Consider the following 23,362-nt stretch of genomic DNA (forward strand, 5'->3'; position numbering starts at 1 on the left):
ATTTTTCTTTTGAAATATCAGGATCTGTCCAAATTTAAAATGCCGCTAAATTTTCGCAAAGCATCGGCATTGAAAGTGCAGCTTTGGTGGTGCGTACAAGCATCATTATTTAAATGGTCGCCTCAATTTTTATATGGTTTTCGCGCTTTTTTATTACGTCTATTTGGCGCAAAAGTGGGTAGATTTACAGTAATTCGCCCAACGGTGACGGTGACATATCCTTGGAATGTCAGTATCGGTGATTATGCTTGGATAGGTGATGATGTTGTTTTATACAGTCTAGGTGAAATTCACATCGGTGATCATGCTGTTGTTTCACAGCGCAGTTATTTGTGTACAGGCGATCATGATCATACTCAAGTCGACTTTCCTATTCGTGGACATAAAATTGTCATTGAAAATGAAGCTTGGGTTGCTACAGATGTATATATTGCTCCTAATGTCACTATTGGTCGTGGTGCTGTGATCGGTGCACGAAGTTCCGTTTTTAAAGATATGCCAGAGGGATATCTTTGCTTAGGTTCACCTTGTAAGCCAATTAAGCTTAGAGAAATGCAATGAAAATATTATTTTACGGTATTAACTTCGCACCTGAGCTCACAGGCATTGGTAAATATACAGGTGAAATGGCACAATGGTTTGCAGAACAAGGTCATGAAGTCCGTGTGATTACGGCACCGCCATATTACCCAGCATGGAAAGTCTCTGAAGGCTATCAAAACGCTTATGTTACTGAGCAATGGAATGGCGTGACTGTATATCGCACTCCACTCTGGGTGCCTGCACAGCCGAGCGGTGCAAAAAGACTTGTTCATTTAGCCTCATTTGCACTAAACAGTCTGCCTACATTATTTAAACAGTGGACTTGGAAACCAGATGTCGTTTGGACTGTAGAGCCTGCTTTAATGTGTGCTCCAGCTGCGGTCGCTTTTGCAAAAATGAATGGTGCAAAATCTTGGTTGCACGTACAAGACTATGAAGTAAATGCAGCTTTTGATATGGGATTAATTAAAGCAAAATGGCTTCGTGGTTTTGTGGAATCTTGTGAGCGTTGGCTAATACGTTGTTTTGACCGTGTATCAAGCATATCTGGGCAGATGCTAAAACTTGCACGTTCAAAAGGTATAGATGAGCAAAATATTATTTCTTTCCCAAATTGGGTAGATATCTCAGCTATTCAGCCTTTAAAAGGCGTCAGCCCATATCGGAAAGAATTGCAGATTAGTGAAGATAAAATTGTTGCCCTTTATTCAGGTAATATGGGGGGTAAACAAGGCCTGGAAATTTTAGCTGAAGCTGCGAAAATCATTTCAGATGAAAAAAACGATAATATTCAGTTTGTTTTCTGTGGTAATGGTGCAGGGCGTGCAGATCTAGAGCAAGCATGTACAGGTTTAAGCAATGTCATATTTATAGACTTGCAACCTTTAGAGCGTTTGAGTGAATTACTTGGTTTGGCCGATATTCACTTATTACCGCAACGCGCAGATGCTGCGGATTTGGTCATGCCATCAAAACTTACAGGTATGTTGGCAAGTGGCAAGAGCGTGATTGCAACTGCCACAGAAGATACGGAGCTTGGTCAGGTCATTACTCATGATGCGCAGTGTGGTTTTATTGTAGAACCTGAAAATGGACAAGCGTTTGCTCAAGCGATTATTCAGCTTTCACAGGATGCGGAGAGTAGAAAAAATTATGGTCAAAATGGTCGTCGCTATGCTGAGAGTTCTTTATCTAAAGATCAAATCCTTAGAAAATTTGAGACAGATTTAGTGAATCTCATCACCAAATAAAAATAAGTGGCTTACAAGCCACTTATTTTTATAAATTATTTTTTAGACACGTCCATACACATCTTCAAACCGGACAATATCATCCTCACCCAAATAAGAACCGGATTGAACTTCAATCAGCTCCAGTGGAACTTTACCAGGGTTTTCAAGTGCATGGGTTTCACCCAGCGGAATATAAATCGACTGATTCTCGGTCAACATCACCGTTTCGTCACCTTTACGCACTTTGGCTGTACCATTAACTACAATCCAGTGCTCAGCACGGTGGTGATGCATTTGCAACGAAAGTTTTTGACCTGGATTCACTACAATACATTTCACTTGGTAACGTGAACCATGTTCAATCGAGTCATAACTACCCCATGGGCGGTATACTTTACGATGGGCATCGATTTCACAGCGTTGATTAGATTTTAATTTTTCAACGATTTTCTTAATGTCTTGAACTTTTGATTGAGCTGCAACCAAGACTGCATCCGCAGTTTCAATAACAACAATATTTTCTACCCCCAGTGTACTGACTAAGCGAGTTTCCGCATGAATTAATGAGTTATGAGTGTCTTGAGTAATCACATCACCACGTAAACTGTTGCCATTTTCATCTTTTTGGCTGACTTCCCACACGCTGTTCCATGCGCCAACATCATTCCAATTGGCATTAAGTGGAACGACTACCGCATGCTCAGTTTTTTCCATGACAGCATAGTCGATGGAGTCTTCTGGGCATTGCTCAAAGCTTTCTTTATCTAAACGAATAAAATCTAAATCATTTTTGCAGCTTTGAATTGCATTTTTGGCATTTTGGGCAATTGCTGGATTAAATTTCTCTAATTCTTGTAAATAAGTTGATGCTTTAAACATAAACATACCGCTGTTCCATAGGTATGACCCATCAGCCACATACTGTTCAGCCGTTGCTCGGTTTGGTTTTTCAACAAACTCAGCCACCGGGTAGCTTTTTAGCTCAGACTGCTCTACTTTTTGCTGTGCCTTGATATAACCGTAACCTGTTTCTGGTGCTGTAGGCACAATACCAAAAGTCACGAGTTTGCCTGACTCTGCCGCACTGAGACCAACGGCAACAGCTTGATTAAACGCTTCTTGTTGTTCAATGACATGATCTGCGGCAAGAATAAGAAGGACAGGGTCCTCACCACGTGACAGTGCTAGCTCTGCTGCTGCAGCAATCGCAGGGGCGGTATTACGTGCAATAGGCTCTAAAAGAATTTGTGCTGACGTTTTTTGTAATCTGAGTTGTTCGGCAACAATAAAGCGATGATTTTCATTAGTGACAATGATGGGATTTTGAAAATTCGCAAGCGATTGATTTAAATTGGAAATTCGTTCAAGGGTCAGTTGGAATAGGGTTTTCTCTTCAGTAATTGGTAAAAATTGTTTAGGATAGCTTGAACGAGAAAGTGGCCAAAGGCGCGTACCAGAACCACCAGATAAAATTACAGGTATCATGATTTGAATCTCTAAAAACTTATGGCTTTATGTGTCTATTTATATAATTATTTTACCCTAAAAAAAACATTAAGTGAGATTTAATGAGGAGTAATGCACAAAAGTGTAGTAGTTTTGTTGTTATAATTCGGTACACTACATTTTAGATAAATTCAATAAGCGAGATAGAGGGTTCTTTATAAAAGAATGGAAATTCACTTTTTTTTGAATACCTCTCAATTGATATTATATAGGCATACAATGGCTTCCAGATTAAATGCATCATACGTTTCAATACTACAGCGTTTTTGTGATGTATTGGCAATTTACCTTGGTTTCTACATTATTCAACAGGTAAATGATTTTAGCTTTGACCATCAGACCTTTTTAATGTTTCTTACAATGGTCAGCTTATTTCAATTATTGGGTGGCTTAACAGATTTTTACCGATCTTGGCGAGGGATAAGCCTATTTAATGAACTATTCTTTTGTTTTAAAAATTTATCCCTTAGCATTATTGTCTCTTCAGCTATCTTAATCTTTTTGGATAATATAGATATTCAAATCCTATTAAATTATTTCTTAAGCGTTGTTGCGGTAATGGCATCCTTAAGAATTGCCATACGCCTTCTTTATGCACTTTTCTATAAATTCTCGAATAAATCACGTAATGTTGTGGTATTTGGGGATACGTCACAAGCATTAAAATTGTATCAAGACCTTAAAAAATCTGAATGGATTGGTTTCAATCCTATTGGACTGTTTTCATTTCAACATGAATTTGATCGTTATGAATATTCTGGTGACTTATTAAGTGGAATGAATTTAATTCAACAAGGAGATATTGATAAAGTTTATGTCATAATTAGTCAGAATAATATTAAACAAGCAGATGAGTTGGTTAAGTATTTATCTAATACTACATGTTCTACAGTTATTGTGCCTGAATTATTTAGTCATGATTTTCTTTATTCGCGTGTAGAAGATATTAATGGTACGCCCATTATCCCTATTATTGATACACGTATGACTGGGGTAAACACTTTACTCAAACGTATAGAAGATATCTGTTTTTCATCACTTATTTTAATTCTAATTTCGCCACTTCTTATTGGAATTGCAATTGCAATCAAAATAACCTCTAAGGGTCCTGTATTTTTTAAACAAACCCGTTATGGTTTAAATGGTAAACCGATTTTAGTGTATAAATTTCGTTCGATGAATGTCATGGAAAATGGAGCTAAAGTAACACAAGCAGTTAAAAATGACCCTCGATTGACACCAATCGGCGGTTTTTTAAGACGAACTTCAATTGATGAGCTTCCTCAGTTTATTAATGTGTTTTTAGGCTCCATGTCAGTAGTTGGTCCACGCCCTCATGCGGTGGCACATAATGAAGAATATCGTCAGCTTATTCCGGGCTATATGTTACGCCATAAAGTGAAACCTGGTATCACAGGCCTTGCCCAAATTCGTGGTTGGAGGGGGGAAACAGATACACTTGATAAAATGGAAAAACGTGTGGAATGTGATCTTGAATATATTCGCACATGGAGTATTTGGCTGGATATCCAAATTATTTTCTTAACCGTTTTTAAAGGCTTTATTCATAAAGCTGCCTATTAATTGAGTATTAATAGATATCTTTCATAAATCAAAAAATGATCGTTACATTCATATTAAATGAGTTTTGGAAGTTCCTTCTCCCTCTGGGATGAGAAGTATTGCTTCGCAAGAGGATAAGGGTAATTTTTAGAAACAACCTCTCCCTGAGGAGCATGCTCCGCAAGTCTCCTACAAGGAGAGGAAACTTCTTTTTAATGATTAAAATGATTTATGAAAGAACTCTAATACAGTATTAGAATCTTGGCCTGAAATCTGTATATTTGTAGAAATTGAGTTTGAATCCAATTCAATTTTCATTATTTTTTGCTTCGTGATTAGGAACACATATGATTAAAAAAGCAATTTTACCTGTTGCAGGGTTAGGAACACGTTTTTTACCTGCCAGCAAATCCATTCCTAAAGAAATGGTTACGGTGGTAGATCGTCCTGCCATCGAATATGTGGTAAAAGAAGCAGTTGCAGCAGGCATTGAGCAAATCATCTTGGTCACGCACTCCTCGAAGGCTTCTATTGAAAATTATTTTGACAGTAATTTTGAATTGGACACGACTTTGGCACTGAAGAAAAAAGATGATTTACTGAAAGAAATCACAGAAATTCTTCCTCCACATGTGAGTGTGGTTAGCGTACGCCAACCACAACCTTTAGGTTTGGGTCATGCTGTGCTTTGCGCAAAATCCATTGTGGGAAATGAAGACTTTGCTGTACTGCTACCTGATGTATTGGTGAAAGACAAAGAGGAAAAAAATGATTTAGCACTCATGATTGAGCGTTTTGCAGCATCAAATGCATCACAAATTATGGTAGAAGCTGTACCGAATGAGTTAGTTGACCAATATGGGATTGTAGATGTTGCAACGACACCTGCCGAAGGTCAAAGTGCGGTAATGCAAGGGATTGTTGAAAAACCTGCTGTAGGTACTGCACCATCAAACTTATCTGTGGTCGGTCGTTATATTCTACCAGCAAAGATTATGAGTTTGTTAGAGCAAACTCCGAAGGGGGCTGGCAATGAAATTCAGCTTACTGATGCTATTGCCATGCTGCAACAAACTGATACCGTTGAAGCTTATCGTATGAAAGGCCAAACTTTTGATTGTGGCAGTAAGCTTGGTTACCTCAAAGCTGTACTACATTATGGATTAGATCACCCTAAATTAGGTGCCGAATTTAAAGCGATGATTCAAGACTTACATATTTAAAGGATAGATCACTATGAAAATCGCAATATTTGGAACGACTTTATATGCAGGTGTTATCGCCTCATTGCTAGCTGAATGTGGACATTATGTATTTGTGTGTGATGACTTAGAAGATGAATCTTCCTTCTTTGATATCACGGAGCAGGATGTGTTGAGTACACTTGCCAAACATTTACAGAGCGGTTTTTTAAAATATTGCGATTTTCAGTCTCTTCCTTTAGATATTGATACCTACTTTTTTAGTTTTAGTCACGGTAAAGAGCATCTAGCTTTAGATGTGTTAAAACATTTAAGTGAACGCACAATTATCCATCCAAAGTTGATGGTTAATGCTTCAACATTTGGTCTTCACGGTACTGAAAAACTAAAACAAATTTTGCCTGAAGATGATTGGGTCTATTTCCCGGATATTGTCCAAGAAGGACAAGCATTCAAGAGTCTGACCAGTACGGGTAAAGTCATTATTGGCTGTCAAAACCTGAAAGTACAAGAAAAACTTCAAGAAATGTTGCGTCCTTTTTTCCCACGCCCACAGCAATATCTGTTTATGCCAATTTTAGATGCTGAATTCACCAAATTAGGAATTTCCGGCATGTTGGCAACACGTATTAGTTATATCAATGACTTGGCAGTCGTAGCAGAAAAACTGGGTATTGATATTGCGAATGTTCGAGAGGGGATGACGGCAGATAATCGGATTGGAACTTCTTACTTACATCCAGGTGCAGGATTTGGGGGTGCAAATTTTTCTCATGATATCGTCACTCTCTCTCATACCGTAGCTCGAACAGGTGTTAAAAGCCAACTTCTAGAACAAGTATGGGATATTAATGAACAGCAAAAAGAATTGTTGTTTAGAAAATTATGGAATTATTTTCACGGAGACCTCAAAGGTAAAACCATTGCAATTTGGGGAGCAGCATTTAAACAGAATACTTCAAGTACCAGTCATTCCCCAATCCATCCAATGCTTGCTGCGCTTTGGGCGCAAGGCATTACCGTGCGTTTACATGATCCTCAAGCCTTAGCTGAAATTAAGCAAGAATATGGTGATCGCCCAGATTTAATCTTATGTGAAAATCAATATACTGCGGCACAAGGAGCACATGCTTTGTGCTTGTTAACAGCTTGGAAACAATATTTTGCACTGGATTATGAAAAACTTAAATATGATATGTTGCATCCACTGATTTTAGATGGAAGAAATATTTATAATCCTGAATATATAAAAAATCAGGGCTTTGCATATATGGGAGTAGGGCGTTGATGAATTTGCAAGTTTTCCCGAAGAAGGACTTGGTCAGTACATTTAATAATTTAAAAGAACTCAGCCAAAGAACCAGTCAACAACATCTAACAGAGTATTTTTCCGAAGATCTTCAGCGATTTGAAAAATTTTCAATTGAATTTGATGAAATCGTTTTTGATTACAGTAAGCAAAGAATTGATCAAACTGTTTTAAAAGCCTTGCTTGATACTACACAGGCCTGTGATTTATCGACTTGGATTAAGCGTTTATTTTCAGAAGAGCCTATCAATTACACTGAACAACGTGCAGTCAAGCATTGGGCATTGAGACTTCCTAAAAATCATCCAGTACACACAAAACTTGCAGAACAAGTGCATGAGCAATTAGAGCGAATGTATGAGATTGTTGAAAAAATTCATGCAGGCCAATATCGTGGTGTAACGGGTGAGGTGATTCAGGATGTAGTGAATATTGGGGTTGGGGGGTCGGATTTAGGCCCGATGATGGTCAGTCATGCTTTGTCTGATTTCAAAGTTAAAACGGTTAAACCCTTAAAAGTACATTTTGTTTCGACCATGGATGGTACTCAGTTATCTGACTTGCTACATCAATTACGTCCTGAAACGACACTTTTCATTATTTCGTCCAAATCATTTGGCACTATTGACACGCTTTATAATGCACAAACTGCCCGGCAATGGTTGGAAAAACACTTAGGTAAATCCTGTCATCTCGATCGTAGCCATTTTATTGGGGTATCCACTAAAGCGGATAAAATGACAGAGTGGGGAATTTGTCCTGATAATCAACTCTTGCTCTGGGATTGGGTAGGTGGGCGTTATTCATTGTGGTCATGCATCGGTTTACCTATCGCACTCAATATTGGTGTAGAAGGTTTTAAGCAATTAATGGCAGGGGCTTATACTATTGATGAACACTTCTGTAATGCAGACTTTCATCAAAATATTCCTGTGATAATGGCAATTCTGGGTTTATGGAATCATAATTATTTAGACATACAGACCCAAGCAATCTTGCCATATGATGGTCGTCTTAAATATTTCCCGCAGTATCTACAACAGTTAGAAATGGAATCGAATGGTAAGTCGATTCAGCGTAATGGTGAAAAGGTCAAACAGTCTACATGCCCAATTATTTGGGGCGAAGTGGGACCGAATGCTCAACATGCTTTTTACCAATTGCTTCATCAAGGTACTCACAAGGTAAGCTGTGAATTTATTGCACCTGTGAGACGTTATACAGCTAATCAGTTTACCTATGTGAAAAATGCGCAAGCACTGATTGAACAACACCATTTGGCTTTGTCAAACTGTTTGGCACAGTCACGGTTACTAGCATTTGGCAATGCTGCACTGGATAAAAAAGAAGTTGAAACTTTACCTGAATATCAAAAATATCAAGGTAACCAGCCAAGTACCACTATTCTTTTAAAGGAATTAACGCCTTATACCCTAGGTATGTTAATTGCATTGTATGAGCATAAAGTGTTTGTTCAATCAGTACTGTGGAATATCAATGCATTTGACCAGTGGGGGGTAGAAAAAGGTAAACAAATTGCTAATGAAGTTTTGCCTATACTCAATGGTGAAACACATCGTTACCATCATTTAGATAGCTCGACTCGTGGCTTACTCGATATATTGCTGGAAAAAGAAAAATGATCACAATTTTAGTCACCGGCGGAGCAGGATTTATTGGGTCACATACCTGTGTTGAATTGCTTACCGCAGGATATGAGGTGGTGGTATTAGATAATTTATCTAATAGTTCTGAGGAGCCCTTGCGACGGGTTCAGCAGTTAGCCGGCCGTACATTAACCTTTATACAAGGTGATATTCGAGATGCTGAATGTTTAGATCAATTGTTTGCTCAGTATCAAATTGATGCTGTGATTCATTTTGCAGGCTTGAAGGCTGTGGGTGAAAGTCAGCAGATTCCATTGGCTTATTTTGATAATAATATTACGGGTACCTTAAGTCTGGTACAAGCGATGGAGCGAGCAAGGGTATTTAACCTGGTGTTTAGCTCTTCGGCAACAGTATATGGAGAGGCTAATCAAGCACCTTATCATGAGAATATGTCATTAGGTATGCCAACTAATAACTATGGTTATACCAAAATGGTGGTTGAGCAGCTGTTAGAGAAAACAGCAGCAGCTAATCCAGATTGGTCGATCGCATTGCTACGCTATTTTAATCCAGTCGGGGCACATCCAAGTGGTGATATCGGAGAAGATCCGCAAGGTATCCCTAATAATCTTATGCCTTTTGTGACGCAAGTTGCGGTTGGGCGCCGAGAGCAACTGTCTATTTTTGGTAATGATTATCCCACTGAAGATGGTACTTGTGAGCGAGATTTTATTCATGTGGTTGATTTAGCTAAGGCACATGTATTAGCCATACAAAATCGCTTAACTACTCATGGTTGTCGAGCTTGGAATATTGGTACAGGTTCTCCAATTTCTGTTCTGCAAATTGTGAATGCCTTTGAACGTGTTAATAAAATCAAAATTCCTTATCATTTTTCACCACGCCGGGCTGGGGATTTGCCAAGCTTCTATGCAGATTGTCAGCGTGCACAGCAAGAGTTAGGCTGGAAAGCAGAATATAATTTAGAGGATATGTTGGTACATAGTTGGCATTGGCAGAAAAAGAATTCGCAAGGGTTTTCTAACTAATAGCAATGATGATTCAATAAAATAATTTAGGAAATTTTGAAAATGATAAGATCATTAAAGTGTTTGATAGTCATAGGCTTGGGATTGGTTACACCTACCACTTGGGCCAATGGATTATTACTCAATGATGAAAATTTGCGTAATGATTTAAATTGGCTAAATCATCAAGGTGTAATTCAAATAAGTACATCCACTTGGCCTTTGAGTGAAGAAGCAGTCATTAAGGCTATCCAAGATGCGAATATTAATAATAAGACTCAGCAAAAAGTAGTTGAAAGTGTTTTGGCTCATGTGAAATCTCAAAATGAAAGTTTTAGGGTAAATCTATTTGCTGAAACGGATCCGCAATATCTACCTCAAAAGTTTGGTGACAATACAAAATCTCAATACCAAGTTGGTGTGCAATTAAAATCTAGTGGTGAAAACTGGGCAGGCCAATTAAAAATAAATGCGGAGAATGACCTAATCATTGATCATGATCAAAAAGTCAATATTGAAGGCTCATATCTGGCTGGAAAATTTTGGAATCAATGGGTAGTTGCAGGACAAATCCCAACCTATTGGGGGCCAGGGCATGATGGAAGTTTGATTCGAGGAGATGCGAGTCGTCCAGTGTATGGCGTAACATTACAAAGAGCGGATCAAGCAGCATTTGAAACCAAGTGGTTATCTTGGATTGGACCTTGGCAATATCAAGTATTTGCTGGCCAGTTAGATGATTATATTATCTCAGGCACTAATTTATTAGGGATACGTTTAACTGCGCAACCCCTACCGTATCTTGAACTCGGAGCCTCACGTACAATTCAGATTGATGGAGAGGGACAGCCTGATAGTCTAAAAGCTTATTGGAATGCATTTATCGGCAAAGATAATGAATGTGACGAGAGTGGTTGTGTAGGAGAGGGGAATGCATCGAACCAAATAGCTGGTTTAGATGCACGTTTAAATTTAAATCAATGGTTTAATATCCCTTTAAGCTTATATGGACAGTTTGTGGGTGAAGATGAATCTGGGCTACTTCCATCCAGAAAAATGTACCTAGCAGGATTTGATTATTCATCTCAAATTAAGAATATGCCATTCCAGATTTATACTGAATGGTCTGATACACGAACGAATGGGGATGTTTGGGGCTATTCCTACAACCATCATAATTATAGTGATGGTTATTATCAGCACGGATATTCTTTAGCGCACGGCATAGGCGGGGATAGTCAAATGTACTCAATTGGGGGAAATATTCGGTTTGATAAAATGAACCGTGTATCAGGGCGAATTTTATCTGCCAATGTCAACCAGTCGAGTTTATTAATTAACCAGCAATTTCCAAATAAAGATGAGATTCAAGCGTTAGAATTGACATGGACTCATTATATTCAACCAACTATGCCTTTAAAAATTAATGGGTGGGTAAGCGATTCTGATCTTCTGGGACAGGATAGTGGCTTGTCAGTCGGTATTGAATTGCCATTAGATGATTATCTATTCTAGTTTTTTTATTTAAGCCTTTAATCGACTGATCCATAGGTTTAAGTCGATTAAAGGTTTTTGTAATGAAGTTATGCTTGAATGAGATTGGATAATTCATTCACATAATGTTGAATAGGTAATGGATTCAAGCTACTACGACTCTCAATATTTAATCGCAATAACGGCTCGGTATTCGAAGCACGGATATTTAAACGCCAAGCACCGAAATCTAAACTAACACCATCTGTACGATCGATTTCAGGCTGCTGATCCGCATAATGATCAAAGATTTTTTGAATAGTTGCTTGGGTATCCGCTACCTTAAAGTTGATTTCACCTGAACAAGGGAATTTGGCAATCATTTCTTCAACTAGGGAAGAAAGTGGCTTTCTCGTTTCAGACAGGACAGAAATTGCTAATAGCCATGGAATCATTCCACTATCGCAATAAGCAAAGTCACGGAAATAATGGTGTGCGCTCATTTCACCGCCATATACGGCATTGTGTTCACGCATTTTTTCTTTAATGAAAGAGTGACCTGATTTGGATTGAATTGCTTCACCTTTAAATTGTTGAACAATATCAAAGGTATTCCAAACTAAACGTGGATCATGCACGATTTTTTCACCTGCTTGTTTCAGCAGAAAAGCCTGTGACAATAAGCCTACAATATAATAACCTTCAATGAACTGGCCTTTTTCATCGAACAGGAAACAACGGTCAAAGTCACCATCCCAGGCAAGTCCCATATCGGCTTGGTGTTCAAGTACAGCATTACAGGTACTGTCACGGTTTTCAATCAGCAATGGGTTAGGAATACCATTTGGGAAGGTACCATCAGCTTCATGGTGAATCTTGATAAATTCTACTGGTATATTGAGTGTTTTAAATTTCTTCTCAATTGCATCAATGACATGGCCAGCTGCACCATTTCCTGCATTTACCACCAGCTTAAGTGGGCGGATTTTTGCCGGCTCAATATAGGTCATCAAATGATCTACAAATTCTGGCAGAATATTGTAAGTTGACGTTGTTCCTTTAACGTCTACTTCATTAAAGTCATTAGTTTCAGCTAAGTGTTGAATGTCTTTTAAGCCAGTATCCGCACTGATCGGACGGGCATTTTCACGTACCAGCTTCATACCATTATAGTCCATCGGATTATGGCTAGCAGTGATTTCAATACCCCCTTGAACGTCCAGGTGAAAGGCACCAAAATAGACTTCTTCGGTTCCGGTCATGCCAAGATCAAGTACATTAACACCGGCATCATTTAAACCGCGAATAGTCGCTTGTTTTAAGCCTTCGCTGCTAAGGCGGATGTCACAGCCAATGACAACTGTTGTGGGTTGATAGATTTGTCCATAGGCGCGACCAATTCGGTAGGCAATGTCTTCATTCAACTCGGTACCCAGTTTGCCGCGAATGTCATAAGCTTTGAAACAAGAAAGTTTTTTCATAATTTATTATTTGAGAGTACAATAGAGAAAATATATTCTAACGTAAATAAAAGTTTTTATCATTTAACTAAGCTGAATAATATTAAAATAATGTTTCATTTGAAAAATAAAGTATTGTATTCAAAAATATAAGGATGAAAAATATGTTTTCGAATAAATTGTATTCAATTAATATATTGAGATTTATTGCTGCAAGTTTTGTCTTGCTTAGTCATATAGAAAATAAAGTATCAATATAATATTTTGTCTTTAGAGTGGTATCGATTTAGAGGACCAGGAGTTGATATTTTTTTTGTTATGTCAGGTTTTATTATTTGTTTAACCACGGCTAGAAAAGATATAACGCCCATAAAATTTTTAAAAGGGCGAATGCAACGGATATTGCCATTGTATTGGTTTTTTACAACTTTGGCTCTTTTTATTTTTTTATATAATCCAGCTCTAGTTAATAAGACTGGAGGATATACAAATGTTATTGCTTCTTATTTTCTAATTCCAGGAGAACATAAATTCCTTGTCCATAATGGATGGACCTTAAGTTATGATGTTTATTTCTATATCATTTTTGCTTTATCTCTATACTTTCTTAGAAATAAAATAAATTATATTGCATTAATAGCAATATTAACCTTATTGCCCGCTATCGGTATGTTGGTGTTAAATTTTGATAAGACATTCTTTTTTAATGTGATTCTTTTGGAGTACGCTCTGGGTATTTTTGCGTATCTAATTTATATGGAATTGAATTTAAATTTTATACTGAATATCTTCCTTATTATGTTAGGTGCTACTTTTATTCTCTTTCAGAATATATTTACTGTTTTTGATACTGTTTTTGATACTGTTTTTGATACTGTTTTTGATACTGTTTTTGATACTGTTTTTGATACTGTTTTTGATACTGTTTTTGATACTGTTTTTGATACTGTTTTTGATACTGTTTTTGGTCGTGCTTTGGAAGGAGGGGTACTGTAAGCTAGTAATAAAGCTTCATCCTAAGTTTTATTAAGTGCTTGATTTTAATAACTTATGATCATAACTTATTAAAAATAAAGTATCATCGTACATAATCATGTATTCTTAATTTTATAGGATGTCTAGTAATAAAGTATCATCTTAAAGGTGGGTGAGTTGAATTCGAAGATCCAAATATTTATGCCATAGAGCATAGAGAAAACTATTAAGCAGATTTTAAGGCTTCTGTAAACCGCTTTAACCAATCTGCAAACTCTTTATCAGACTCACTTATCTCAAATTTGTTTTTTGGATGGTTAATGCCTTTGGGAATGCCAATATCTTTTAAGGATTTTGCCGTGGGCCAACGCAAAGAACGTCTAATAACCTGTTGTTTAAAAATTGGAAAATTTTGATCCCAGGCTTCAAAATCTTCGACTTTAACAATTAATGTTGAAAGTGGTTTGTAATTGTCGCTAGTATCAATTTCTAGAATGGAAAATTTTTTACCTTGAAATTCTAGCTGTACTTCCGCAATACTTCGAAAGTTGCCATCATCGGTCTTATGTAGCTTGGATCGATTGACAGCGGGAAGCTTAGAAATGGTAAATCTAAATTTTGATAGAATATTATTCTGTGATCTGAATTCCTCAATCATAGCTTGAAATGATTCAAATCTTTTCATAAATAGTTTAAGGTCATCACTCTCATCTTGACAATTTTCAAATTCCCCCCGGCCAATTTCTCCAAAAATAGTGGATTCCCCTGTACCGACGTCAGGTTCAGGTAAGGTAGTTATATCATCGTTATTAAAGCTGCCCTTTTTACCAGAACGTTTAATTACTGCTTTTTTCGTTTCAATAGGAATAATATTACTTTGATTTTCTGAAGACTGTTCAGAGTGGTCTAGAACCGTAAAGACAGATTTTGACGATTTTTGGCTGTTGTTTCTCTGTTTCAATCGTTCACTATCTTTTTCAGCTTGTTTATTTTTACGAAGATCAGTTAAACGTTCTTTTTTACTAAGTGTTGAAGAAGGTTTTTTTGCATCTGCCCGAGCAATAATTGATTCAATATGTTCTTCAAGGTTTGCTTGAGACCTATTGGTTTTTAGATTTTGAGCGGCTTTTGTTTTCTTTTGTTCGTGTTGAACCTGCCAAACTTCCCAAAAACTACAGCCCATGAATTCTCTAGATCTTGGAGAAATTGTAGCTTCCCAATAATCTAAACTATGCTCCTGATAAAACACATAAATTATTTCTGCATTACTTGGATCATAAGCCACTTGAAATGATTCTGGACGAGAAATAGATTTTTTACGATGCATCCAGCCTTGTTTATATATTTCAGGGCAATTATAAAATACTCCAAACATTTTTAGGCCAAGGTCGGACAAGGTCGCTTTAATTTTAGGTAATAAAGCAACACGTAATGCTTTTTCAGAAACTTGTTTTAACTGACCCACACGATGTTGTATTCCCCAATTCCATAAATGAATAGGAACTAAAGGCAAATCGCTAGGCATATCTATATCACGATCATAAGTTGTCAATTGATGTGATGTATTATGTGCAAGTATTGAACCAATAATGATCTGCTTAAATTCAGTTATAGTAAGTGTTGCATCTAACCGGTAGTCAGAGCCCCCACGTTTTTTTTCTTTAACCTGTTGTACTACACCAGAAGCAAAAGGCTTAAATTTTGTCTGAATAGTTCTGAAATAACGTTCAACAATTGGTTTTAAATCTCCACGATAAGGTGCAGTATTTTCGATACGAATAGAAAAGTTATATTCTAAAGCTTCAATCTGATGCCCTAATAATTCTCCTCGATCTGCTAAAATAGCATCGGGTAATCCAATACATGGCCAGTCATCATATGTAATTTCATAACCATATTGTTTGCATAACTCAACTTTATCTGTCATGGCGACTTGTAGAGCTTGCATTGCAGTTACATAGGAGGCATTTTCAAATCCAATATAGAAACCAACCACCATTCTACTAAATACGTCAGCAACTAAATAAATAGTGGGTCTTCCGATAATACAGGCACGATCTGAATCTGATACAAGATAAATATCAGCAATTGTTGCATCAATTTCATAGCGAGAACCTGGCCCTAGGACTTGGGTGTTGACAGTTGAATGGAGCTCTCGGATGTCTTTTGCATAGATAATTGGATTGGTTCGAGCAGTAAGTTGAGTTACTTTTGGAAACTCACGCTCATAAAAATATTTAAATTGCCAGATGGTCGGAATTTCGCTATCAGCAGTATCTGGAAATAATGAATGATACATCGTAGAAAATTTACGATAGGCATAACTCAAAGAATATTTATCCTTCGTTAACATATATTTATTAATATTAATTCTGAAAAGTCGCTCGACATTCTGATCAACTAATGCACCAACACCTTCACTATATTTTCTTGGCCTACCTAGTTTTTTATTTTTTGCAATACGTTTAACACCTTTAGCACCAGAATTGTTATAACTGGGAATAAGTGCATTTGGTGTTTGACCTCGTTGCCAGTATCGACGTGCTAATCTATAAATGGTTTGATGAGTTGTTTTATGCTGCTCAGTAATTATTTTAACAAGGCTAAAACGAATAGATGGATCATAGAAATGCTCATTAGATATGAGTAAATCTATAATGTTCATTCCCATATCACGTTTTTTTTGCTGTACAGAGTCTTCTGTCACATTAATCAAGGAGATATCGGCAAAAGGATCATCGGTTATTTCTGCTTCGCCTACTTCTATGGCTGTAATCAGTTCTTCTTTTTTAATTATAGAGGGATTGGCATTGGGATGATTTAAATCAATCCAGATAATATGAGAAGGAATAATTTTAAGAATTCGGTAATCTTTACCTTGAAACTTATATACACTATTGATTCGAAACATGGCGAATCTCCTTCCATATTTCAAAATTGCCTAACTTGATCTCAGAGGCTTTAATCTTTTTATAGTCTTTAGTTATATCGAAAATAAAATAGCGTTGAGCAAGCAGTTCTCGGAGCTCAGCTAAAGACGTACCAATCGTTAAATTATACACTTGATCTATTTTTTTACTTAAAGTAATTAAGTCGAGCTCAGGATACTGTGTAAATATATGAATATAATCGTTTAAACGATTGTAAATTTCAGTACTAGATTCTCTCATGGCTGGATAAAGCCATTTAATGTTATTCAAAATAACGGAAGGAATTTCTTTTTCTGTAAGGATATACCAAGGTGTATCTGTACTTTTCCAATATCTACGCTCAAGCTCTAGTTTTTCAATGATTCTCTCATCCTTTAAGCTATTTGTGTATTTAGTTCGGATGACAAAATTTGGTTGGTTAGTACTTTGACTATTTACATAAAAACTTGAACTTATAGTTTGTAGAGTATCTTTAATTTTGGGGTGAGATATTTGGGCTCCTTCTGAAATTTCGAGCGTAGTGTTGAGAGGCAAGGGGAACTGCTCTCTGATATCAGTAATTAACGGATTCCAGTCTAAAAGTAGAAAAATTGCAAGTTCTAAATCAGATAATAAATGATGGGTGCGTTTCGTTGTATGGCCAAAAACTCGGTGAGAACGACCTTTTGAGCTAACATCTCGTACAGTAATCCATGGCTTATAATCTTTTAGATAGCCTTGACCACGTCCTTCTTTGATCCAGCGTTTCTGCTGATGTTCTGTAACCATAACAAATCGCCCGCTATTCTTTATTTATTATTTATTCAGAATAGCAGGCGATCAATTTTTAATCAATATGAGATGATACTTTATTGCTAAAGATGAAACTATATTACCTAGGGTGATACTTTATTACCTAAATACAGTTCCCCAGTCGTTAACAAAAAAAATTATTCTACAGTGACTGATTTTGCCAGATTACGTGGCTGATCGACATCCGTACCACGAAGTACAGCCACATGATAAGACAGTAATTGCACCGGAATGCTATACACAATTGGTGCCAAGATTGGATCGACGCTTGGTACAAAGACTACATGTTGACGGTCTTTGGCTTTAATACCACTGTTTTCATCAGCAAAGACGAACAGTTCACCCCCACGTGCCTGCACTTCTTCCATATTGGATTTGAGTTTGTCCAACATATCGTCCTGTGGTGCCAGAATCACTACCGGCATGTCATTATCCACCAGCGCCAATGGCCCATGTTTCAGCTCACCAGCGGCATAACCTTCAGCATGAATATATGAAATTTCTTTCAGTTTGAGTGCACCTTCCAGAGCGATCGGGAAGTGCGTACCACGGCCTAAGAACAGGCAGTGCTGCTTCTCAACAAACAGTTCAGAGAGACGTAAAATTTCATCATCATGGCGTAAGGTGTCGAGAATGACTTTAGGCATATGCCAAAGTTCTGTGGTGATCTCCGTCATTTGTTCTGTAGAAATGGTATGTTTTATAGAACCGATTTTGAGGACCAACAGCATCAATGCAGCAAGCTGGGCGGTAAAGGCTTTGGTCGACGCTACCCCAATTTCAGGACCTGCCAGCGTCAACAGACTATGCTGAGTTTCGCGTACCATTGATGAGGTGGCCACGTTGCAGATGGTCATCGTGGTGATGTCCAGTCCTTTGGCGGCCGCACGTTTTTGCGTATCACGTAAGGCAGCTAAAGTGTCGGCAGTTTCACCAGACTGGGAAATACACACATACAGCGTGTTATTCACAATCACCGGAGTGCGATAACGGAACTCGCTGGCAATCTCGACCTGGCAAGGTAGATCAATCAGTTGTTCAAACCAGTATTTGGCAATCATGCCGGCATGATAGCTGGTGCCACAGGCAATAATCTGGATTTGCTGGATTGTGGAGAAGTCCTGTTCTGCATTAGTCAGGAAGTCTTCGCGCAGCTCATTGCTATTTAAGGCTTGGGAAATGGTCTGTTTGATCGCTTCAGGCTGCTCATAAATTTCTTTGAGCATGTAGTGCTTGTATTCACCTTTAGAGGCATTGCTGACCGCAGCATCCAGTTCCTTGACCGGACGATCGACCAGTTGACCATCGACAAAGACTTCAATGGTGGTGCGGGTCAAACGGGCAATATCACCTTCTTCAAGATAAATAAAACGGTTGGTAATTGGAAGTAATGCCAACTGATCGGAACTAATAAAGTTCTCACCAATACCGACACCAATCACCAGTGGTGAACCTTCACGCACAGTAATCAATTCATCCGGGTGATCCGTATGTACGATGCCCAGTGCATAGGCACCTTTCAGTTGTGGAACCACTTGGCGTACGGCTTCTAACAGGCTCGGGGTAGATTTCAGCGCATCATTGATCAGGTGTGCTACCACTTCAGTATCGGTCTGTGAGGTAAACACATAGCCCAAAGCTTCAAGATCATCTTTGAGTTCCTGATAGTTTTCGATAATCCCGTTATGGACCACTGCTACATTTTCAGAAATATGCGGATGGGCATTTTCTTCAGTCGGTTTGCCATGGGTGGCCCAGCGTGTATGCGCAATGCCGAGTGAACCGCTAATCTGGGATTCATTCACAGCCTGTTCAAGGTTTGCAACCTTACCGACACGGCGTTCACGTAGGACTTGGCTGTTGTTAATGAGTGCCAAACCTGCTGAATCATAACCACGGTATTCCAGGCGTTTTAAGCCTTCAATCAAAATATTGGTAATGCTACGTTCTGCAATGCCACCAACGATACCACACATATTTGTTCCCCTTATTTCTTGATTTTTTGCGGACGTGGATAGTTTTCTTTGGCAAATTGCTTAGAGCGCTCTACTGCCAAACTGTTGTCTTCCACATCACGGGTAATCGTTGAGCCTGCACCCACTGTGGCACCGTTGCCAATTCTCACAGGTGCAACCAATGAACTGTTCGAGCCAATGAAGGCCTGATCACCAATAATCGTTTTAAATTTGTTCGCACCATCATAATTACAGGTAATGGTTCCTGCACCGATGTTTGCACCACTGCCAACTTCTGCATCACCCAGGTAGGTAAAGTGGTTGGCTTTAGAGCCTTGACCAATCGTGGTATTTTTAACTTCAACGAAGTTACCGATATGTACCTCAGCTGCGAGTTTTGCACCCGGACGGAGTCGTGCAAAAGGTCCAATTTGGGTATCTTCCCCAACGATGGCGCTATCGAAAATGCTATATGGCTGAACCTTGGTGCTAGCTGCAATCTTGGTATTCTTGATAATACAGCCGGCGCCAATTTCAACGTTGTCGCCCAGCTCGCAATCACCTTCCATAATCACATTGATATCAATACGGACATCCTGACCGACAGTTAAATTGCCACGCAGGTCAAAGCGGCTTGGATCAATCAAATGTACGCCTTGCTGCATCAGCTGTTTTGCTTGATAAGCCTGGAACTGACGCTCTAAAGCAGCCAACTGCACACGGTCATTTACCCCTTCAACTTCGAAAGCCTGCTCAGGTTCTACCGATGCAACTTGCATACCATCTGCCAAAGCCATCGCCACAATATCGGTCAGGTAATATTCACCCTGCGCATTGTCATTGCTTAAATTTGGCAGCCATTGATGCAACTTGGCATTGCTGACCGCATAAATACCGGTATTGATTTCCTTGATCTGACGTTGGACATCGTTGGCATCTTTATGTTCAATAATGGCCTGGATCTGACCCTGTTCACGCACAATACGGCCATAACCATTGGCATCCGGCAGGGTAAGGGTCACCAGACCAATACCGGTTTCTGCGGTGGCATCGAGTAATTTTTGCAAGGTCACAGGATTAATGCACGGTACATCGCCGGAAAGAATCAGAGATACGCCGTCGTTAGGCAGTACAGGCAAGGTCATTTGCACCGCATGTCCGGTACCCAGCTGTTCAGCCTGTTTTACCCATTTAATATCCTGTTGTGCAAATGCTGTTTGAACACGGTCACCACCATGACCATAAATCGTAATAATATTATCTGCGTTTAATTTTTTTGCCGTTTCAATGACATGACTCAGTAAAGGACGTCCTGCAAGAGGTTGTAATACTTTCGGTAAGCTTGAACGCATGCGCGTGCCTTTACCTGCAGCAAGAATAATAACAGTCGTTGACATGTTCTAATCCTAAATATGGCTTATGCCACGGTGAAGTAAAAATAAAGCAAAATACAAAGAGCCGCCCAAAGACCGGCAATAATGTCATCCAGCATGATGCCGAAGCCACCGTCGACCTGACGGTCAATCACCCGGATCGGCCAAGGTTTCCAGATATCAAATAATCTGAATAGCGCAAAACCGACGAGCAACCATAACCAGTTCATCTGACCTAAGTAGATCAGTGGCAAAAATGTGATGGATTGTCCTGCAAACTCATCCCAGACGATGCGCCCATCATCATGTACGCCCATAATTTTTGCTGTTTTGTCACAAATATAAATACCAATCAGGGACATGATCATAATCGCCAAGATGGTGTTTGTGAAGCCGATTGCAAGCCAAACTGGTACAAATAATAGTGCAAAAGCGGAACCAGTGGTACCAGGTGCTTTAGGACTTAAACCAGAACCAAAGCCCACACCACAGAACACAATAAAACGTTCTGGCCAAGTCATAGTTTTAAAAAGAATTGGAGGCTTATGCAAAATGTTGATACCCATTAAATTGAAGTAAATGATCTACGCCATTTTTTTCAAAAGTTAAGCCGTGCTGCGGCTGAATTTTTCCGATTATACTAATCGGAACATCAAGTTGTTTTTGCAATAATTTTTGGTAATTTTGCGGGCTTATTGTAAAGCATAACTCGTAATCATCGCCACCAGCGAGGGCATATTGCCATTTTTGCGCATCGTTTAAGGCATGCAGGGCAGGACTGATCGGTAAGTTTTCGAGTTGCAGCTTTGCACCTACTTGAGAGGCTTTGAGAATATGTCCAAGATCTTGGGCCAAACCATCCGAGACATCAATCATGCTATGCGCCAGACCTTTTAGGGCAGCACCGAGCTGACAACGTGGCGTTGGATAATCCAGACGTTTTTGCAGTGAATGACCAAGATGCTGTAGTGCAAAAGCTGCATCACCGACCGTTCCACTGACACAAATCAGATCACCCGATTTTGCCCCTGAGCGTGTAATGGCTTGACCAATATCCACCCAGCCCAATGCTGTGACAGACAAGGTTAAATGAGGACTTTGCGTGGTATCACCACCGATTAAACTTACGCCAAATTGATCACAGCAATCGTACAGACCCTGACTAAAAGCCTTGAGCCAGTCATGATCAATTTGGGGTAGGCTCAATGCGAGTAAAATACTATGTGGGGTTGCGCCCATCGCGGCGATATCAGATAAATTGACAGCCACAGATTTCCAGCCAATCGCATGGGGATTGGTGTCTATGGGAAAATGGCGTCCAGCAACCAGAGTGTCGGCACAGATGACCAGTTGTTGCTGAGGAGGGGGGGTGAGCAAGGCCGAATCGTCACCGACGCCTAAATCGACAGAATGGGCATTCTTGCGATTGAAATAGGTGTCGATAATCGAAAATTCAGCCATCCAACATATCTACGCTATTGGTTAGACTGCTGTTTTTCTGCTGCACGCAAGGTTGTCGCTAAACGATCCAATACACCATTGATGTATTTATGGCTATCGGCACCGCCAAAATGTTTAGCCAGCTCGATCGCTTCATCTAGAACCACGCGATATGGAATCTCAAGGTGTTCTTTGAGTTCATATGCACCAAGACGAAGGGTCGCAAGCTCAACACCGTCAAGTGCTGAAAGTTCGCGATCGAGTACCGGGATTAAGAGCGCATCCAATGCTTCATGATTGGCAACCACTTGAGTCAACAATTCATGATAATAGCTCAGATCCACTTTGTGCATGGCATTTTCCACACGAGTACGTGCTTCAATCTCATGCACCGGATTGTGGCTCATTTGCCATTCATAAATTCCTTGTACAGCAAAGCGACGTGCTTTACGTTTTGCTGCATAAGTTGCTTGAAGTGTTTGCGACATAGCGTTAAATAGCCTTTAACAAGTTAACCATTTCAATCGCAGTCAGGGCAGCTTCGCTACCTTTATTGCCTGCTTTTGTTCCAGAGCGTTCAATCGCTTGTTCAATACTGTCCGTAGTGAGTACACCGTTAATGACAGGTAAGCCAGTATCTAGGCCAACCACGCCTAAACCTTTGGCACACTCGCCTGCAACGAAATCGAAGTGAGGCGTGCTACCACGAATCACAGCGCCAAGCGCGATGATGGCATCGAAACGATCTGAAGCTGCCAGTTTTTTCGCAACCACAGGAAGTTCCCAGGCACCAGGTGCATGAACAACAGTGATATTATCCTCTGATACACCATGACGTTTCAATGTATCAATGGCACCTTCTAACAGATGTTCAACCACAAAGCTGTTAAAACGACCAACTAAAATCGCATAACGGTCTTCGTTCGCGAGATGTAACATACCTTCAATACGGCGAACTGCCATAACAACCT

19 protein-coding genes are annotated in these 23,362 nt (G+C 39.2%); 9 read left to right on the forward strand and 10 right to left on the reverse strand.

Annotated elements, in window-relative coordinates:
- The first annotated feature begins 9 nt into the window (after positions 1-9).
- Both MTX11_RS06940 and MTX11_RS06945 read left to right on the forward strand, forming a co-directional pair.
- Entirely contained in the window at positions 10-561 is a 552-nt protein-coding gene (locus tag MTX11_RS06940; RefSeq protein ID WP_276521149.1) for a putative colanic acid biosynthesis acetyltransferase, read from the forward strand.
- A complete protein-coding gene (locus tag MTX11_RS06945) occupies positions 558-1,793 on the forward strand; it encodes a glycosyltransferase WbuB (protein WP_243474723.1) in 1,236 nt (411 codons plus the stop codon). Before MTX11_RS06940 ends, MTX11_RS06945 begins: the two co-directional genes overlap by 4 nt.
- A gap of 42 nt (positions 1,794-1,835) precedes the next feature.
- Here MTX11_RS06945 and MTX11_RS06950 read toward each other — a convergent pair whose 3' ends face one another.
- Positions 1,836-3,260: a mannose-1-phosphate guanylyltransferase/mannose-6-phosphate isomerase gene (locus MTX11_RS06950; RefSeq protein WP_243474724.1), complete on the reverse strand. Its 1,425-nt coding sequence runs from the start codon at positions 3,258-3,260 to the stop codon at positions 1,836-1,838.
- 240 nt (positions 3,261-3,500) lie between these two features.
- On the opposite strand from MTX11_RS06950, the gene MTX11_RS06955 reads away from it, so the two are divergent.
- The 6 genes from MTX11_RS06955 (at position 3,501) to MTX11_RS06980 (ending at position 11,508) form a co-directional block, all read left to right on the forward strand.
- Positions 3,501-4,865 (forward strand): undecaprenyl-phosphate glucose phosphotransferase, encoded by a 1,365-nt coding sequence (locus MTX11_RS06955; protein ID WP_243474725.1) that lies wholly within the window; start codon positions 3,501-3,503, stop codon positions 4,863-4,865.
- Positions 4,866-5,191: 326 nt separating this feature from the next.
- Positions 5,192-6,067, forward strand: coding sequence for a UTP--glucose-1-phosphate uridylyltransferase GalU (gene galU, locus MTX11_RS06960; protein ID WP_243474726.1), 876 nt, complete (start codon positions 5,192-5,194; stop codon positions 6,065-6,067).
- A gap of 13 nt (positions 6,068-6,080) precedes the next feature.
- Positions 6,081-7,334: a nucleotide sugar dehydrogenase gene (locus MTX11_RS06965; protein ID WP_155861603.1), complete on the forward strand. Its 1,254-nt coding sequence runs from the start codon at positions 6,081-6,083 to the stop codon at positions 7,332-7,334.
- A complete protein-coding gene (gene pgi / locus MTX11_RS06970; RefSeq protein ID WP_155861602.1) occupies positions 7,334-8,998 on the forward strand; it encodes a glucose-6-phosphate isomerase in 1,665 nt (554 codons plus the stop codon). The genes MTX11_RS06965 and pgi overlap by 1 nt, the downstream gene beginning before the upstream one ends.
- On the forward strand, positions 8,995-10,014 hold the full coding sequence (gene galE / locus MTX11_RS06975; protein WP_243474727.1) for a UDP-glucose 4-epimerase GalE: 1,020 nt from the start codon (positions 8,995-8,997) through the stop codon (positions 10,012-10,014). The genes pgi and galE overlap by 4 nt, the downstream gene beginning before the upstream one ends.
- A 42-nt stretch (positions 10,015-10,056) precedes the next feature.
- Complete coding sequence (locus tag MTX11_RS06980) at positions 10,057-11,508, forward strand: capsule assembly Wzi family protein (protein WP_155861600.1); 1,452 nt, start codon at positions 10,057-10,059, stop codon at positions 11,506-11,508.
- A gap of 68 nt (positions 11,509-11,576) precedes the next feature.
- Here the strand turns inward: MTX11_RS06980 and MTX11_RS06985 are convergent, their stop codons facing one another.
- On the reverse strand, positions 11,577-12,947 hold the full coding sequence (locus MTX11_RS06985) for a phosphohexomutase domain-containing protein (RefSeq protein WP_243474728.1): 1,371 nt from the start codon (positions 12,945-12,947) through the stop codon (positions 11,577-11,579).
- Between the two features lie 243 nt (positions 12,948-13,190).
- On the opposite strand from MTX11_RS06985, the gene MTX11_RS06990 reads away from it, so the two are divergent.
- Positions 13,191-13,922 carry an acyltransferase family protein gene (locus MTX11_RS06990; protein WP_276521150.1) on the forward strand — a complete coding sequence of 244 codons (732 nt, stop codon included), beginning with the start codon at positions 13,191-13,193 and terminating at the stop codon, positions 13,920-13,922.
- Between the two features lie 205 nt (positions 13,923-14,127).
- Here MTX11_RS06990 and MTX11_RS06995 read toward each other — a convergent pair whose 3' ends face one another.
- The 8 genes from MTX11_RS06995 to ribH form a co-directional block, all read right to left on the reverse strand.
- On the reverse strand, positions 14,128-16,812 hold the full coding sequence (locus MTX11_RS06995) for a Tn7-like element transposition protein TnsE (protein WP_243474730.1): 2,685 nt from the start codon (positions 16,810-16,812) through the stop codon (positions 14,128-14,130).
- A complete protein-coding gene (locus MTX11_RS07000; protein WP_164542981.1) occupies positions 16,796-17,599 on the reverse strand; it encodes a TnsA endonuclease C-terminal domain-containing protein in 804 nt (267 codons plus the stop codon). The genes MTX11_RS06995 and MTX11_RS07000 overlap by 17 nt, the downstream gene beginning before the upstream one ends.
- A 161-nt stretch (positions 17,600-17,760) precedes the next feature.
- Complete coding sequence (gene glmS, locus MTX11_RS07005) at positions 17,761-19,599, reverse strand: glutamine--fructose-6-phosphate transaminase (isomerizing) (RefSeq protein ID WP_243474731.1); 1,839 nt, start codon at positions 19,597-19,599, stop codon at positions 17,761-17,763.
- Between the two features lie 11 nt (positions 19,600-19,610).
- Positions 19,611-20,975 (reverse strand): bifunctional UDP-N-acetylglucosamine diphosphorylase/glucosamine-1-phosphate N-acetyltransferase GlmU, encoded by a 1,365-nt coding sequence (gene glmU, locus MTX11_RS07010; protein WP_243474732.1) that lies wholly within the window; start codon positions 20,973-20,975, stop codon positions 19,611-19,613.
- Between the two features lie 20 nt (positions 20,976-20,995).
- A complete protein-coding gene (locus MTX11_RS07015) occupies positions 20,996-21,517 on the reverse strand; it encodes a phosphatidylglycerophosphatase A family protein (protein ID WP_114542080.1) in 522 nt (173 codons plus the stop codon).
- Entirely contained in the window at positions 21,495-22,412 is a 918-nt protein-coding gene (gene thiL / locus MTX11_RS07020) for a thiamine-phosphate kinase (protein ID WP_243474733.1), read from the reverse strand. The genes MTX11_RS07015 and thiL overlap by 23 nt, the downstream gene beginning before the upstream one ends.
- A 14-nt stretch (positions 22,413-22,426) precedes the next feature.
- Positions 22,427-22,879 (reverse strand): transcription antitermination factor NusB, encoded by a 453-nt coding sequence (nusB, locus tag MTX11_RS07025; RefSeq protein WP_243474734.1) that lies wholly within the window; start codon positions 22,877-22,879, stop codon positions 22,427-22,429.
- A 4-nt stretch (positions 22,880-22,883) separates the two neighbouring features.
- Positions 22,884-23,354: a 6,7-dimethyl-8-ribityllumazine synthase gene (gene ribH, locus MTX11_RS07030; protein ID WP_004280926.1), complete on the reverse strand. Its 471-nt coding sequence runs from the start codon at positions 23,352-23,354 to the stop codon at positions 22,884-22,886.
- Positions 23,355-23,362 lie beyond the last annotated feature (8 nt).

The sequence above is a fragment of the Acinetobacter lwoffii genome (assembly GCF_022809915.1).
In the GTDB taxonomy this organism is placed as follows: Bacteria; Pseudomonadota; Gammaproteobacteria; order Pseudomonadales; family Moraxellaceae; genus Acinetobacter; species Acinetobacter lwoffii_M.